The organism is Dysosmobacter sp., from assembly GCF_034093755.1.
Classification (GTDB): Bacteria; Bacillota; Clostridia; order Oscillospirales; family Oscillospiraceae; genus Oscillibacter.
Window position 1 is genome coordinate 1 of sequence record NZ_JAXEBZ010000050.1, and the last position, 15,490, is coordinate 15,490.

Genomic DNA, 15,490 nt, shown 5'->3' on the forward strand with positions numbered 1-15,490 from the left:
CTCCGCGACTGCCTGGGTATGCGCGTAGCGAAGCGGAACGCGCGGGAAGAGAAGGACAGTCCTTTCGGTTTTCCACCACGACGACCACCGCACTCCGACTTGCGGCGGAGCAGTATCGGCTTACGCAGAATGGAGAGCGCACTCGGCAGGAGATTTCCGGGCCTGGTCGGTACCGTCTGAGGAATCTCCCGTCAGCCTTTGTGTACAAAGGCCAACAAGCGCCTTTCTTTTGGACCGTGCACGGCCCGTTTTCTTTGGGCAAGACCCAAAGCAAATGGGGGGGGCATCCCCCCCCGGGTCCCGGTGTTTCCCGCACCGAAATCGGTGCATCATCCCCCGGCGATGGCCGGAACCCCCGCGCCGGGTCCGGCGCAAAAGCCTCTTCATCGCATTTCCCCGAAAAACGCCTCAATCTCCGCCTTCGCGGCGGCCACGCTGCCCTGGGCGAAGCCGTTCCGCCCGCCGCCCCGGCCGCGGAGGGCGGCGTTCATGGCCTTCACCCGGGCCGAGATGTCCCGGCCGTCCGCCGCCACCAGGGCGTAATTGTACTTCTCCTCGTCGCTGCCCGCGAACACCGCCCCCAGTCCGCCGCTGCTCCGGGCCACAGCGTCCGCCAGACGGCGGGCGCTGTCGGCGCTCATGGGGGGCTGCACCAGCAGCACGTCCCCCGCCCCGGCGTACCGGGCGGCCAGATCCGCGAAATGGGCCTCCTCCAGCCGGGCGGCCCGGAACTTCGCCTCCTGCAGCTCCGACTGCAGCCGGGCCACGGCGGCGGCGGTCTGCTCCGGCTTCACCGACAGGGCCTGAGCCACCGCCCGGTCCTGATCGTAGACGGCGCCCAGGTAATGGAGCGCCCGCCCACCGCAGAGAATCTCCATGCGCACGCCCTCCCGGAACTTCTGCACTGACAGCACTTTGACGAGGCCCACCTCGCCGGAGCGCCGGACGTGGGTGCCGCAGCAGGCGCAGCAGTCCGCCGCCGGGAAGGTGACAATGCGCACCTGCCCCGTCAGTTCCTTCTTGCTGCGGTATTGAAGCCGCTCCAGCTCCTCACGGCCGGGGTACGTCACCTCCGTGGCCCGGTCCGCCCAGATGACATCGTTGGCCTTCGCCTCCGCCGCCAGGGCCTGCTGCCAGGAGATGTCGGTGTTGTAATCGATGGTCACCACGTCGGCCCCCATGTGGAAGCCCACGTTGTCGCAGCGGTAGTCGGCGCAGAGGATGCCGCTGAGGATGTGCTCCCCGGAGTGCTGCTGCATATGGTCAAACCGCCGGGCCCAGTCCACGCGGCCGGTCACCGGCCCCGGTTCCACGGGGGCGGCGCAGGTGTGGACAATGACGCCCTCCTTTTCGTGGACATCCGTCACCCGGGCGGTTCCCAACGTGCCGTGGTCGGCGGGCTGTCCGCCGCCCTCCGGATAGAAGGCGGTGCGGTCCAGCACCACCTGCCATGCCTTGTCCGTCTTCTCACAGGACAGCACATTGGCGGTGAATTCCGTCAGATAGGCGTCCCGGTAATACAGCTTTTCCGTTTCCATGGGAAAGACTTCCTTTCGTTAAGAGATGGACACCACAAACCGCCACACCGGCTCCATGATGGCGTAACCCGCTAGGGCGGAGCAGAGGTTGGCAGCCGCGGCGTAGCCGGTGGCCCGGGCCGGTGTGCAGCCCGCGAAGAAGCGGCGGTAGACGGCGGCCTCCGCCAGCAAAATGACGGCTTCCGCCGGCACCAGCAGCAGAGCATACCCGAAGCCGGCGCCGGTGCGCACCACGCTGACGGCCAGGAACAGCCACAGCGCCCCCTGGGTGGCCAGATTGGTCAGGGCGAACACCAGCAGATTCCGGCGGTTCCACAGCCGGAAAGCCGCCAGCAGCGCCAGCTCCAGCGCCAGAGTGGGCAGCAGCGTGGACAGGAACTGCAGGGCGCAGGCCCACACAAGGGAGGGCGTGGTGACGGCGCGGGCCGCCCAGTCCACTGTTGCGGAGCACTGGAGGGCCTGCCGCTGCAGCACGCCGGAGAGGTACGTCTCCCCGGAGGCGGTGACCATCAGAATCCGGTAGGTCCGGGGCACGCCGTGGTAGCCGAAGGTGTGGAGGGGATTGCCGTCACCGTCCCATTCCTCCGGGTACAGATCCCCCCACATGGGAGCGCCGGCGGAACCCTGGGACACACAGCCGTGCCAGCCCTCGGGAATGGCGGCGCGGAGGGCGGTCAGCAGGGCCTCGTCCAGGGCCGCCGCTTCCGTTCCGTTGTAACTCCACCGGACGCCGTCAAAGCCGTCGCCGTCGTAATCACCCTCCGCCAGAATGTCCAGATAGTACGGCTCCGCCGGGGCGTTTTTCACCCGCACCACCAGCTGGGGCTTGGGCCCCATGTCGGCGAAGGCGGTGACGGTCAGCAGCGCCGCCGTCAGGCAGAGGAGCATCAGCGTGCGGACAGATCGTTTCATGGCAATTCCTCCTTTTTCCACAAAAGACGATAAACCGGGGGAAAAGGTTTTATAAAAGGCCCAGATTCTGCTTCCAGGTCAGCACCCGGCGGCAGGCCTGGTCCACGCGGTCCATGGACAGCGTTCCGTTTTCCACAGCCTCCAGCACCTTCGGAATCTGGGTGCGGTAGTCGGTGGTCAGCACCAGGTCATTCCCCGCCTGCAATGCCATGACGGCCACGCTGCCGTCCCCGGCGTAGGCCGCCACCGCGTCCATGGCCAGATCGTCGGTCATCACCACGCCGTCAAACCCCAGCGTCTCCCGCAGCACCTGATGGACGGCGGGGGACAGCGACGCCGGCAGGTCCGGGTCCATGCACTCCACAATGTTGTGGGACACCAGCACTGCCGTGGTGCCCTCCCCTGCCGCCATGCCGGCGGAGAAGGGAAGAAAGTCGGATTCCGTGAAATTCTCCATGGGCCGCCGGTCCACGGCGATGCCTGTGTGGGTGTCCACGTTGTTTCCGTAGCCGGGGAAGTGCTTCATCACGCTGCCCATGCCGTCCTCCCGCATCTGAGAAACCGCCCGGGCCACGTACTCCGCCGTGGCGGCGGCATCCTGCCCCAGAGTGCGGCTGTGGATGAAGTCGGCAGGATCGGTGGACACGTCCGCCACCGGCGCCAGATTCACGTTGAACCCCAGCGCCGACAGCAGCAGGTCCTTCTCCCGGGCGTCGGCGGTCACCGCGTCATAGCCGCCGGCGCCGTAGAGGCTCTGGGGGGAGGGAAATTTCCTGGCCCGCAGGTGGGGGTTGGAGCTGAGCCGCACCACGGTGCCCCCCTCCTCGTCCACGCCGATGAGCAGAGGGATGGACGCGGCGTCCTGATAGCTTTGGATGGTCTGAATCAGGTCATTGGCGGTTTTGTCCTTCGTGTCCCGGCCAAAGAGGATGAAGCCCCCCAGATGGAAGGCCGCCGCGTCCTCAACGGCGCTGTCGGCGGGGCAGCGGACGAAAAACAGCTGGCCAACCTTCTCCTCCGTGGTCATGGCGGAGAGCAGGCCTTCGATCTCCGCCGCCGCCAGCTCCTCCGGCGTAGGCTCCGGCAGAGGACGCACCGGCTCCGGTTCCGGCTCCGCCGGCGCGGAGACAGCGGGGGCGGGGGCAGAGGACGCGGCGGGAGCGGGGTCCGCCCCGCAGCCGGACAGAAGCAGCAGCGCCGCCAGCGCCGCCAGAAGTCGTTTCATAGGCGCCTCCTGTGGAAAAAAGATGGTTCTTTCCCTGAGTGTAGCACACCCGGCGGAAAAAGGAAAGGGAAACCCCCGGAGGGACGTTTTGTCTCTCCGGGGGAAAATGATGGTATGGGGGAGTACGAGGGGGAAAGCGGTGAAGCGCCGCCAGTGGCGGAAGCAGCGAACCGCTTTCGAGGAAGCGGCACGATCGGCGGCCCCAACAGGGCCGGGGATCGTATTGCCGCAACGGTGTTTGCGCCCCCTCGTGTGAAATCAAATGCCTGCAATAAGCCTGTGGCAACAGGCGTTTGCGCCGCGAAGCGGCAGCTTTTCGGACTGCGGAGCAGGCCAAAAAGCGAGGCATTTTTTAGGCGGAATGAATCCGCCCCGCATCAAGGTTTTGCTCCGCAAAACGCTTGGGACGCCGCTTCGCGGCGGTCATGGAGCAGGATCGGTCGGTTCTCAGAACGCCATCTTCTCGGTGAGATAAGCCTTCAGCTCGCTGATGGGCATCCGCACCTGCTCCATGGTGTCGCGGTCACGGACGGTAACGCAGTTGTCGCCGGCCTTCTCCCCGTCGCCCACGGTCTCGAAGTCCACGGTGACACAGAAGGGAGTACCGATCTCGTCCTGGCGGCGATAGCGCTTGCCGATGGAGCCGGCATCGTCGAAGTCCACCATGAAGTCCTTGGCCAGCTCGCTGTACAGCTCCCGGGCCTTGTCGCTGAGCTTCTTGCTCAGGGGCAGCACGGCGCACTTGAAGGGAGCCAGGGCGGGATGCAGGTGCATCACCACGCGGACGTCGTTCTTGGCCTCGTCCACCACTTCCTCGTCATAGGCGTCGCACAGCACCGCCAGCACGGACCGCTCCACACCCAGGGAAGGCTCGATGACGTAGGGGATATAGTGCTCGTTCTTCTCCTGATCGAAGTAGGTCAGGTCCTTGCCGGAGGTGTTCTGATGCTGGGTCAGGTCATAGTCGGTGCGGTCCGCCACGCCCCACAGCTCGCCCCAGCCGAAGGGGAACAGGAACTCGAAGTCGGTGGTGGCCTTGGAGTAGAAGCACAGCTCCTCGGGGCTGTGGTCCCGCAGGCGCAGGTTCTCGTCCTTCAGGCCGATGCTCAGCAGCCACTGGTGGCAGAAGTTGCGCCAGTACTGGAACCACTCCAGGTCGGTGCCGGGCTGGCAGAAGAACTCCAGCTCCATCTGCTCGAACTCCCGGACCCGGAAGATGAAGTTGCCCGGGGTAATCTCGTTGCGGAAGGACTTGCCGATCTGGCCGATGCCGAAGGGCAGCTTCCGGCGGGTGGTGCGCTGGACATTGTTGAAGTTGACGAAGATGCCCTGGGCGGTCTCAGGCCGCAGGTACACGGTGTTCTTGGCGTCCTCGGTGACGCCCTGGAAGGTCTTGAACATCAGGTTGAACTGACGGATGTCGGTCCAGTTGTGCTTGCCGCAGGTGGGGCAGGCAATCTCGTGCTCCTCCACGAACGCCTTCATCTCCGCCTGGGAGAAGGCGTCGATGGGCTTGGGCAGCTCAAAGCCGGTCTGGGCACACCAGTCCTCAATGACCTTGTCGGCCCGGAACCGCTCGTGGCACTCCCGGCAGTCCATCAGGGGATCGGAGAAGCCCGCCAGATGGCCGGAGGCCACCCAGGTCTGGGGGTTCATCAGGATGGCGGCGTCCAGGCCCACGTTGTAGGGGTTCTCCTGCACGAACTTCTTCCACCAGGCCTTCTTCACGTTGTTCTTCAGCTCCGCACCCAGAGGGCCGTAGTCCCAGGTGTTGGCCAGTCCGCCGTAGATCTCGCTGCCGGCGAAGATGAAGCCCCGGCCCTTGCACAGGGCCACGATTTTGTCCATGGTCTTTTCGGTGTTTTTCATTGATTCTCGTCTCCTTTTCGTGTTTGGTTGGCTCAGAGACGTCTGTTTTCGATGCGCGGCATCAAAAAAACGCCCCGAGCCGGGGATCGGCTCAGGGCGAGTTGTTGCAAACCCGTGGTTCCACCTGAATTCGTATCTGGCTGATACGCACTCTGCCCGGTAACGGCGGGGACCGGCGGGCATTTCCTCCCGCGGCTCTCCGGGCGCCTTCCTCCCCCTCCCCGCGCGGACTTCCACCAGCCGTCCGCTCTCTTTGCCGGGGTCTGTGGGAATACTGTTCCCGGATCAGTGCCTTTGTGCCGCACTATACCATTTTTCCCCGGGGATGTCAAGCCCGGAACCGCCCCGGGAATTGCAAAAACGGCCCCTTTGCGCTATAATACAGTCGGATTCACCCATGATAGGAGGAACCGCCATGAGAAGAGCTGACCGGGAGATCACGGACCACGGGACCATCACCGACATCATCCGCCGCTGCCATTGCTGCCGGGTGGGCTTCGCCGACGGGGACGGCGTGTACATTGTGCCCCTCAGCTTCGGCTTTGAGGAGGCGGAGGGCCGCTGCGCCTTCTATTTCCACGGCGCCACGGAGGGCCGCAAGGCCGACCTGATCGGCGCCTGCCCCACTGTGGGCTTTGAGCTGGACACGGATTACGCCCTGAATCAGTCCGGCAGCGCCTGCGGCTTTTCCTGCCGCTTCCAAAGCGTCATCGGCACCGGCGTCATTCGCCCGGTGACGGACCCGGCGGAAAAGCGCCGGGGTCTGCGGCAGATCATGCTTCAGCTGTCCGGCCGGGAGGACTGGACCTTTCCCGAGCAGGCCGTCGCCTCCACCGCCGTGTTCCGGCTGGACGTGACGGAGATGACCTGCAAGGCCCACGAATAACTCCGCAAGTCCGATCAGGCGGGACGGGGCGGAGGGTGGTATGCTTTCCGCAGAACGGCAAAACGGAGGGGATTTCCCATGTATGAATGGCACCGGCTGATTCAGCGCGTGGCGGACAGCATTGACGGGAGCATCCGCGCCCACGACGACGAGGCCCTGACGCTGCAGGCCCTGGCCCGGCAGCTGGGCTACTCGGAATTCCACACCACCCGGAAGTTCACGGAGGTGTCCGGCATGCCGCTGCGGGAGTACCTGCGGCAGCGGCGGCTGGCCTTCGCCCTGAAGGAGGTGCGGGACACGGACCGGCTGCTGCTGGACATTGCCCTGGACTACGGGTTTTCCTCCCAGGAGGCCTTTACGAGGGCCTTCCGCTCCACCTACGGCGTCACGCCGGGGCAGTACCGGAAGAACCCCCGCCCGGTGGTGCTGCGCACCAAGCTGACCCCCTTCGACCGTTACTTTTTTGGATTGGGAGAGATCGGCATGGTCAAATCTACAGACGCGGTAAACATCTACTTCATCACCATCCCCGCCCACAGATTTCTGCACATTGAGAACCGGGAGAGCAACGGCTACTGGGACTTCTGGCAGAAGCAGAACCGGATTCCCGGCCAGGACTACGCCACCGTCTGCGGCCTGCTGGACAGCATCCGGGGCAAGCTGGACGACGCCGGCGGCAGCGAGGCCAACTGCGGCGCCGGGCAGGTGATGGGCTATCTCAACGACCCTACCGGGCGGCTGTGCGGCTGGGGCTTTCTCCGGACGGAGTGCTACGGCGTCCGCCTGCCGGCAGACTATGACGGAGAAGTGCCTCCCGGCATGGTGCTGACGGATATTCCGGAGGGCGAATACGTGGTGTTTGAGCACGGACCCTTTGACTACGAGCAGGAAAACCACACCGTGGAGGAGAAAATCGAGGCGGCCATGGCCTCCTTCGACTACGGCGCCGCCGGCTGCTGTCTGGACACCGCCCCCGGCCGGATCATGTACTTTTTCTACAACCCCAGCCAGTACTTCAAGTACATCCGCCCCATCCGCCGCCTTGACGGCAGCGCCGCCACCTGATTTTCGTTTTCCACACTCTGTTGAAAAAAGAAAGCCGTCCGGCACGCCGGACGGCTTTTCCAATTTACTTCTTCTCCCGGTCGTAGGCCACGATGACCCGGCGGTTGGGCTCCATGCCGGTGGAGTAGGTGGTCACGTTGGGGACCTCCTGCAGCGCCGTATGGATCACGTGCCGCTCGTAGGCGTTCATAGGCTCCAGGGTAACGCTGCGGCGGTACTTCACCACCTTGGCAGCCACCTTTTTGGCCAGGTGCTCCAGGCTCTGCTCCCGGCGCTCCCGGTAGTTCTCGGCGTCCAGCTGAATGCGGACCCGGCCGCTGCCGGTGCGGTTGACGGAGTAGCTGGTGAGCTGCTGGATGGCATCCAGGGTCTCGCCCCGGCGGCCGATGAGGGCGCCCAGGTTTTTGCCCTCCAGAATCACCTTGTAGCGGCCCTTCTCCGGCAGGTACACCCGGATGTCGGCGGGGGTCTCCATCTGCTCCAGCAGACCGGACAGGAAGGCGCGGATGGCCTGGGCCTTCTCGTCATTCACTTCCTCACCCAGCGCCGCGGGAGCGGGCCTGGGCTCCGCGGGGGCCTCCGGAGCCTTCTCCGCAGGCTCTTTCCGCTCCTGCTTCTTCTCCGGCCGGCGCTCCTGCTTCTTCTCGGCGGGGCGGGCGGGCTTCTTCTCAGGGGCCTTCGCCGGCTCCGGCTTCTTTTCCACGGGGGCGGAGACAACGGGGGCCTTCTCCGCGGGGGCGGCAGGCTCCTCCTCCCGGGGGCCGTAGGTCACCCGGACTTTGGCGGGCTGGGCGCCCAGACCCAGGAAGCCGGGCTTGGCCCGCTCCAGGATCTCCACAGACACGTCATCCCGCTCCAGACCCAGCTGGCGCAGCGCGCTGCTGATGGCCTCGTCTTCGGTCTTGCCCGTTACGTCAATATAACTCATGGTTCAATAAGCTCCTTTGATCACTCAGCGTCATACCGGTCCGCCTTGTAGGAGCGGCCGCGGGCATAGGGACGGTCGCCCACCCGGCCGGCTTCGCTGGTGGTGGTCTTTTTCTTCTGGGCCTTGGCGGCCTTGGCCTCCTGGGCCTCCTGCCGCTTCTCTTTCAGGGTCTTTTTCTGGGCAGTCTGATTGCGCTGCTCCTCCTGCCGCTTGCGGCCTTCCTCCTGGCGCTTCTTGCGGTCCTCCTCAATGAGGCGCTGGCGCTCGTTTTCCTCTTCCTCCAGCTTGCCGTTGTAGAACTTGCCCAGCAGGTACTCCTGCACGGCGGAGAAGGCGCTCTGGGCAATCCAGTACACGCCCAGGGCGGCGGGCAGGGTGAAGCCGATCCACAGGGACATGAGGGGCATCATCCACAGCATCATCTTGTTGCTGGCGGCGGCCTGGCCCTCGGTGGGCTGGCCCTTCATGGTGGTCTTCATCATGACCACCTGGAAGGCCACGGAAATCAGGGGGATCAGCAGCAGGCCGATGGCGGCCCAGGTGATGCCGGTTTTCAGCATCTGGAAGCCCTCGGTGGGGACGATGGACAGGTCCAGTCCCAGGAAGTTGTAATCCACGTTGATCCAGTTGGGGTTGGCGGCGAAGAAGCTCTGGACGGCGGGGTCGCTTCCGTTGCTGGCCAGGTGCTTCACGATTTCAATCTGGGCATAGGGGCCGTCGGCGCCGTTGCTCATAACGGTCCAGCTGCCGCCCAGCTGCCGCACCAGCTGCTTGGCGCTTTCCAGCACGGCCAGACCGCCGTCGCGGGTGCCGAAGTTCATGAAGTACACCACCGGCTCCCGGATGATGTAATACAGGGCCATCAGAATGGGCAGGGGCAGAAAGCTCCACAGACAGCCGGACATGGGGTTCACGCCCTGCTCAGCATACAGCTTCTGCATCTCCTCCTGCATCTTCATCTGGTTATTGGCGTACTTCTTCTGGATCTCCTGCATCTTGCCGGACATCCGGTTCATGCGGACCATGCTCTTCTTGGACTTCATCTGGAAGGGCAGCAGGATCAGCTTGATAACCAGTGTAAACAGGATCAGCGACACGCCGTAGGACCCGGTGACGCTGTAGAACAGACGCACCAGAGCGGCAAACGGGGCGCAGACCCAATAACCGATTGTTGCCATATTGATTCCTCCGAAATTTGGATTGGAGTTCGCGGGGTCTTGCTCAGGGCACGGGGTCATATCCTCCCTTGTGGAACGGATTGCAGCGCAGGATGCGGCGGAACGCCATCCACCCGCCCTTCAGCGCGCCGTACTTCTCAATGGCCTCCAGGGCGTATTGGGAGCAGGTGGGGGTGTAGCGGCAGCAGGGGGGACGCCAGGGGGAGATGGCTGCCCGGTAAAACCGGACCAGCGCCAGCAGAACACGCTTCATGGCTCCTCCTTCAGCAGCGACAGCTTCTTCGCCAGCCGGAGGTAGGCGGCCGTCAGCTCCCCGAAAGGAGCGGTCACCGTCCTGCCCCGGGCCACCAGCACAATGTCGTAGCCCACGGCCAGCCTGTCCGCGTTGAGGCGGCAGACCTCCCGCAGCCGCCGTCTCGCCCGGTTCCGGGTGACGGCGTTGCCCAGCTTCACCGACACGGTGAAGCCGAAGCGGTTGCGGCCCAGCTTGTTCTTCCGGCAGTACAGCACCATGCAGCGGTCCACCGCGGAGGCGCCCCGCTGATACATACGGCGAAACTCATAATTCTCTTTCAAAGTCACCGCGCGCTTCATACTGCTCTCTCCTGTTCTCCTGCCTGAAACAGATCTGTCCCGGGAAACTCTTCAAGGGACGGAGGAATCTTTGCAAATTCCCGCCGTCCCTGACAGAACTGTTCCAGTGTTTCCCGCGTTGCTTTCCCGTCCAATCAGTAGGACAGACGGGCGCGGCCCTTGGCGCGGCGGCGGGCCAGGACCTTACGGCCATTGGCGGTAGCCATTCTCTTGCGGAAGCCGTGGACCTTCTGACCGTGCAGCTTCTTGGGCTGGTAGGTACGCTTGGTAGCCATGTTGGAAACACCTCCTGTTCATATTCCGGCCGCCGGAAAACCGGCGGCTCTGCCCAACGGAGCGATGCTCCGCGGCGAACAAAATTCAGGCGTCATGGTGACGCATTGGATAGTATACATACAAATTGAAAAAGTGTCAACAAAAACTTGAAAAAAGCTGTTTTCACAAAAAATAGGAGGTGATTCCGTCCGGTTTTTGGCAGCCCACAAAATCTTGTGCGCATCCGGCCGAAAAAGGACTAAATACCGGAAAATCGGGAGATACTTCCTGTGTTTTCTTTGATACTTAATAATTAGAATATGTAGACATTTTTTTCGTTCTCTGCTATAATAAAATCCACGTAACTATGTTTGCATTTTCATGGGAGCGAGGTGTTTTTTGATTGAATTCCGTTGCAGACATCTGGAACATCGTGATGCAGCAGCTGAAAAGCAAGCTCTCCGAGATTACCATCAACGCCTGGTTTGACGAGCTGGAGGCGGTGGACTTCCGGGACAACACCATGTACCTGCACTGTCCCACCGAGTTCAAGATCAACTATCTGAACCAGTATTACAAGGAGAAGATTGAGGACGTGCTGCGGGAGCTGTTCTCCACGGACATCGGCCTGAAGATTCTCAATGACGCGGAGCTGGATGCCTTTTCCGGCGTGGAGCAGCCGGTGAAAAAGACAGGGCTGGAGTTCAGCAGTGACCTGACCTTCGAGACCTTCGTGGTGGGTCCCTCCAACAAGATGGCCTATGCCGCCGCCATGTCCGTGGCGGAGCATCCCGGCGAGAACTACAACCCCCTGTTCATCTACGGTGACTCCGGCCTGGGCAAGACCCACCTGCTGTACGCCATCGCCAACGTGCTGCGCAAGCGGGAGCGCAGCGCCAACATCGCCTACGTCAAGGGCGACGATCTGACCAACGAGCTGGTGACGGCCATTCAGGTGGGTCCCGCCAAAACCGCCGAGATGCGGGAGAAATACCGCCAGGCGGAGCTGCTGCTGGTGGACGACGTGCAGTTCATCGCCGGCAAGAAGCAGACCCAGGAGGAGTTCTTCCATACCTTCAACACGCTGTACGAGTCCGGCCGCCAGATCGTGCTGACGTCGGACCGTCCCCCCTCTGAGATGACCCAGCTGGAGGACCGGCTGCGGACCCGGTTTGAGTGGGGATTGCTGGTGGACGTGGAACCCCCCGATTTTGAGACCCGGCTTGCCATCGTCAAGAGCAAGGCGGCGCTGATGGGTCTGGTGCTGCCGGACAACATCTCCGCCTATATCGCCGAGCATGTCACCGCCAACGTGCGGCAGCTTGAGGGCACCATCAACAAGATCAAGGCCTACAAGGACCTGCTGGGCAGCGACACCGACGAGGAGACCGTCACCCGGGCCATTCAGGACATGCTGCGCCGGTCCAACGAGTACATCCCCTCCCCCGCCGCCATCATCAGCTACATCTGCAAGTATTACAAGGTGGACGAGAACATCATCCGGGGCCAGCAGCGGGTGCGGGACGCGGTGCAGGCCCGGCAGATCGCCATGTACCTGATCCGGTCCATGACCAACCTGTCCCTGGACGATATCGGCAAGGAGTTTGACAACCGGGACCACACCACGGTTCTCTACTCCATCGACAAGGTGGAAAAGCAGATGAAGAAGGACTCCGCCTTTGCCGAAACGGTGAAGGAAATCAAAACCAACATCAATTCCAAGCGCTGACAGATTTCCACATTTTCCGTGGAAAAAGAAAAACATTCCTGTGGATAACCCGCCGCGAAAATTGGCTGTGGAAAACGCCCTGTTTTTCTGCACAAGGGCTGTGGACGGCCAAAGTCCCGCCGTTTCTCGCCTTCCCGGGTTTTTCCACAGAAAAAATCCCTAATACAACTATTTCTTAAAGATATTTATTCTTTTCTTTTTTCAGAGAAAATATCCGCCTTGCGCTGCGATACAGAGAGGAAGAGACAACCATGATGAAATTTTCCTGTGAGAAGGCCCTGCTGCAGAACGCCATCAACGTGGCCTCCCGCACCGTGGCCCAGAAAAGCTCCATCCCGGCGCTGGAGGGCCTGCTGCTCCACGCCGAAAACGACCTGACCATCTCCGGCTACAACATGCAGACCGGCATCCGCACCCGCCTGTCCGCCGACGTGACGGAGCAGGGGGAACTGGTGCTCAACGCCCGCCTCTTCGGCGACATCATCCGCAAAATGCCCGATGACGTCATCACCTTCTCCGCCGATGACCGGCAGCTGGTGCACCTGAGCTGCGGCGACGCGGATTTCGACATTCTGGGCCTGTCCGCCGCCGACTATCCGGAGCTGCCGGAGGTGGAGGATGACTACTGCGTCTCCATCCAGCAGAAGATCCTGCGGGCCATGATCGAGCAGACCTCCTTCGCCGTGTCCACCAACGAGAGCCGCCCGGTCCACACCGGCGCCCTGTTTGAGATCAATGACAAGGGCCTCACCATGGTGGCGGTGGACGGCTTCCGCCTGGCCATCCGGAAGGAGCCGCTGGAGAAAATCGAGGGCGGCGCCTTCTCCTTCGTCACCCCCGGCAGCGCCCTCAACGAGGTGCAGAAAATCTGCGAGGACACCGAGGACCTGGCGGAAATCACCCTGGGCCGCCGCCACATCCTCTTTGAGGTGGGGGACACCCAGCTGATCTGCCGCCGTCTGGAGGGCGAGTTCCTGGACTACAAGAACGCCATCCCCCGGAAAAACCCCATCACCCTCATCGCCGACACCCGTGCCCTCATCACCAGCATCGACCGGGTATCTGTGGTGATCTCCGACAAGCTGAAAAGCCCCGTCCGCTGCACCTTCGACCATGACAAGGTGCTGCTCAGCGCCAAAACCGGCAACGGCGAGGCCAAGGACATCTGCCGCCTGTCCGGCGACGGCGGCGGCCTGGAAATCGGCTTCAACAACCGCTATCTCATGGACGCCCTGCGCTTTGCCCCGGCGGACACCGTGAAAATCGAGCTGAACACCGGCGTCTCCCCCGCCATCATCGTGCCGGTGGACGGCGAGGAGAATTTCCTCTACATGGTGCTGCCGGTGCGCCTGAAGGCCGCCGACTGACGTGGGCGGCGGGAATCGGCTGCGGACCGCCGGAACGGTTTTGCTGGTTCTGGGCGGCGTATTGCTGGGCGTCTGCTGGATTTACGGTACCAACACCTATCCCATTGACCATCCCGGGCGGCCGAACCTGCTGGACGTAGTTCCGGACCTGATCCATCTGGCGGCGATGGAGCCTTTCGGCGCGGTGCTGGAGGGAATCGGGCTGGTGCTGATGCTGCTGAGCGGAATTTTCTATTACCTATTACAATGGCAGGGAGTGACCCTGCCGGGGAGCGAGCTATGACAACCATTTCCATCACCACGGAATTCATCAAGCTGCAGGACCTGCTGAAGCTGGCCAATGCCGTCGGAAGCGGCGGCGAGGCCAAGGAGCGGGTTCAGGCCGGCGAGGCGCTGGTCAACGGGGAGGTCTGCACCATGCGGGGCAAGAAGCTGCGCCCCGGGGATGTGGTGACCTTCGACGGCCGGGAGTACGGCCTCACCTATGCGGGTTGATGAGCTGACACTCCGGGATTTCCGGAACTACCGCCAGCAGTCCGTCTCCTTCGACGGGCGCTGCAACGTGATTTTCGGCCGCAACGCCGAGGGAAAGACCAACCTGCTGGAGGCCATCGTCTATCTCTCCTGCGGCCGGTCCCCACGGGCCCGGCGGGATCAGGAGCTGATCCGCTTTGAGGGCGACTCCGCCGCCCTTTCCGCGGGGATTTTCTCCCGGAACCGGGACTTCCGCACGGAGGTGGAGCTGTTCCGGGGCCGACGGCGGAAGATGACCGTCAACGGCGTCACCGCCAAAACCGCCGCCGCCCTCAGCGAGGTGTATCAGACGGTGTTCTTCTGCCCCGACGATCTGTACCTCATCCGGGAGGGCGCCGCCGCCAGAAGGAAATTTCTGGATAACGCCCTGTGTCAGCTGCGGCCACGGTACGCCGTGGCTCTGGCGGAGTATCACCGGGCCTACGAGCACAAGACCCGCATCCTGCGGGACAGTGAGGAGCGGCCGGACCTGCTGGAAACGCTGCCGGTGTTCAGCGAGCAGATGGTGGTCTGCGGCGCGGCGCTGATCCGCTACCGGGCCATGTACGCCCGGCGTCTGGCGGAGTATGCCGCCGCCACCCACGCCCAGTGCTCCGGCGGCCGGGAGGAGCTGACCATTCAATATCAGACCGTGTCCGCCGTCACGGACCCCCTGGCGGACACGGAAACCATCGCCGCGGAGCTGCGCCGCCACATGGCGGATCACGAGGCGGCGGAGCGGGCCTCCCGGCTGTGTCTGTCGGGACCCCATAAGGACGATCTGCTGGTGTCCGTCAACGGGCGGGACGCCCGGACCTACTGCTCCCAGGGCCAGACCCGGACGGCGGCGCTGTCCATGAAGCTGGCGGAGCGGGAGATTCTGAAAAACGCCGTGGGCGAGTATCCGGTGCTGCTGCTGGACGACGTGCTCAGCGAGCTGGACCCGAAACGGCAGGAATTCGTGCTGAACCGCATCGCCGGCGGGCAGGTGTTCATCACCTGCTGCGAGGATGACCGGCTGGCGGAGCTTCTGGGCGGAAAGGTGTTCCACGTGGAACAAGGGACGGTGATTTGATGCGCCCATCCGGGCGCACGGGGAGAATTGCGCCGGTTTCGGCGCGGGAGTACCGGCCATCGCCGGAGGATGCAGCGAAGGCTGCGGCTTTGCACCGGACCCGGTGCGGGGGGCGCGGGTTCCCCGCGGGGGATGCGGACCACCGTCGCGGCAGTACGATTCCCGGCCCCGTTGGGGCCGCCAATCGTGCCGCTTCCTCGACACTGGCTGGCTGTGTCCGCCGCTGGGGGCGCTTCGCCTGTTCCCCCAACTTTTCTTTTGCCCCGAAAAAATAAAAGTCGCCGCGCCCGGTGGAAAAGAAAAACGCTGGGCGTGACCTTTGCTCCGCAAAGGTCAGACCGGGGGTCTCCTCAGAC

16 protein-coding genes and 1 other annotated feature are annotated in these 15,490 nt (G+C 63.3%); of the genes, 7 read left to right on the plus strand and 9 right to left on the minus strand.

The annotated features are described in order from the left end of the window. Positions 1 to 383 precede the first annotated feature (383 nt). The 4 genes from SOX55_RS06695 to SOX55_RS06710 all read right to left on the minus strand — a co-directional run bounded on the left by SOX55_RS06695 (position 384) and on the right by SOX55_RS06710 (position 5,544). Complete coding sequence (locus tag SOX55_RS06695) at positions 384 to 1,538, minus strand: alanyl-tRNA editing protein (protein ID WP_325286665.1); 1,155 nt, start codon at positions 1,536 to 1,538, stop codon at positions 384 to 386. A gap of 18 nt (positions 1,539 to 1,556) precedes the next feature. After that, positions 1,557 to 2,450 (minus strand): hypothetical protein, encoded by an 894-nt coding sequence (locus SOX55_RS06700; protein WP_325286666.1) that lies wholly within the window; start codon positions 2,448 to 2,450, stop codon positions 1,557 to 1,559. Between the two features lie 49 nt (positions 2,451 to 2,499). Beyond that, positions 2,500 to 3,675 (minus strand): glycoside hydrolase family 3 protein, encoded by a 1,176-nt coding sequence (locus tag SOX55_RS06705; protein WP_325286667.1) that lies wholly within the window; start codon positions 3,673 to 3,675, stop codon positions 2,500 to 2,502. Positions 3,676 to 4,122: 447 nt separating this feature from the next. After that, positions 4,123 to 5,544, minus strand: a complete 1,422-nt coding sequence (locus SOX55_RS06710; protein WP_325286668.1) for a glycine--tRNA ligase — start codon at positions 5,542 to 5,544, stop codon at positions 4,123 to 4,125. An 89-nt stretch (positions 5,545 to 5,633) separates the two neighbouring features. Next, positions 5,634 to 5,842 (minus strand) — a binding site (T-box leader). A gap of 117 nt (positions 5,843 to 5,959) precedes the next feature. On the opposite strand from SOX55_RS06710, the gene SOX55_RS06715 reads away from it, so the two are divergent. Beyond that, positions 5,960 to 6,430 (plus strand): pyridoxamine 5'-phosphate oxidase family protein, encoded by a 471-nt coding sequence (locus tag SOX55_RS06715; RefSeq protein ID WP_325286669.1) that lies wholly within the window; start codon positions 5,960 to 5,962, stop codon positions 6,428 to 6,430. A 78-nt stretch (positions 6,431 to 6,508) separates the two neighbouring features. Beyond that, positions 6,509 to 7,495, plus strand: a complete 987-nt coding sequence (locus tag SOX55_RS06720) for a helix-turn-helix domain-containing protein (RefSeq protein WP_325286670.1) — start codon at positions 6,509 to 6,511, stop codon at positions 7,493 to 7,495. A gap of 64 nt (positions 7,496 to 7,559) precedes the next feature. Here the strand turns inward: SOX55_RS06720 and jag are convergent, their stop codons facing one another. The 5 genes from jag to rpmH form a co-directional block, all read right to left on the minus strand. Continuing rightward, a complete protein-coding gene (gene jag / locus SOX55_RS06725) occupies positions 7,560 to 8,423 on the minus strand; it encodes an RNA-binding cell elongation regulator Jag/EloR (protein ID WP_325286671.1) in 864 nt (287 codons plus the stop codon). A gap of 20 nt (positions 8,424 to 8,443) precedes the next feature. Further along, a complete protein-coding gene (gene yidC, locus SOX55_RS06730) occupies positions 8,444 to 9,601 on the minus strand; it encodes a membrane protein insertase YidC (RefSeq protein ID WP_325286672.1) in 1,158 nt (385 codons plus the stop codon). Positions 9,602 to 9,644: 43 nt separating this feature from the next. Next, complete coding sequence (gene yidD / locus SOX55_RS06735; protein WP_325286673.1) at positions 9,645 to 9,854, minus strand: membrane protein insertion efficiency factor YidD; 210 nt, start codon at positions 9,852 to 9,854, stop codon at positions 9,645 to 9,647. After that, positions 9,851 to 10,195 carry a ribonuclease P protein component gene (rnpA, locus tag SOX55_RS06740; protein ID WP_325286674.1) on the minus strand — a complete coding sequence of 115 codons (345 nt, stop codon included), beginning with the start codon at positions 10,193 to 10,195 and terminating at the stop codon, positions 9,851 to 9,853. Before rnpA ends, yidD begins: the two co-directional genes overlap by 4 nt. Positions 10,196 to 10,329: 134 nt before the next feature. Next, positions 10,330 to 10,470 (minus strand): 50S ribosomal protein L34, encoded by a 141-nt coding sequence (gene rpmH, locus SOX55_RS06745; RefSeq protein WP_021751147.1) that lies wholly within the window; start codon positions 10,468 to 10,470, stop codon positions 10,330 to 10,332. Positions 10,471 to 10,853: 383 nt separating this feature from the next. Between rpmH and dnaA the strand changes: the two genes are divergently transcribed. From dnaA to recF, 5 genes are all read left to right on the plus strand, one after another. Continuing rightward, entirely contained in the window at positions 10,854 to 12,179 is a 1,326-nt protein-coding gene (gene dnaA, locus SOX55_RS06750; RefSeq protein WP_325286675.1) for a chromosomal replication initiator protein DnaA, read from the plus strand. A 251-nt stretch (positions 12,180 to 12,430) separates the two neighbouring features. Next, positions 12,431 to 13,546: a DNA polymerase III subunit beta gene (dnaN, locus tag SOX55_RS06755; protein ID WP_325286676.1), complete on the plus strand. Its 1,116-nt coding sequence runs from the start codon at positions 12,431 to 12,433 to the stop codon at positions 13,544 to 13,546. A gap of 40 nt (positions 13,547 to 13,586) precedes the next feature. Then, the gene (locus SOX55_RS06760) at positions 13,587 to 13,829 is read left to right on the plus strand and encodes a hypothetical protein (RefSeq protein ID WP_325286677.1); all 243 of its coding nucleotides are present in this window, start codon (positions 13,587 to 13,589) and stop codon (positions 13,827 to 13,829) included. Further along, entirely contained in the window at positions 13,826 to 14,041 is a 216-nt protein-coding gene (locus tag SOX55_RS06765; RefSeq protein ID WP_325286678.1) for an RNA-binding S4 domain-containing protein, read from the plus strand. The genes SOX55_RS06760 and SOX55_RS06765 overlap by 4 nt, the downstream gene beginning before the upstream one ends. Next, on the plus strand, positions 14,031 to 15,134 hold the full coding sequence (recF, locus tag SOX55_RS06770; RefSeq protein ID WP_325286679.1) for a DNA replication/repair protein RecF: 1,104 nt from the start codon (positions 14,031 to 14,033) through the stop codon (positions 15,132 to 15,134). Before SOX55_RS06765 ends, recF begins: the two co-directional genes overlap by 11 nt. Positions 15,135 to 15,490 lie beyond the last annotated feature (356 nt).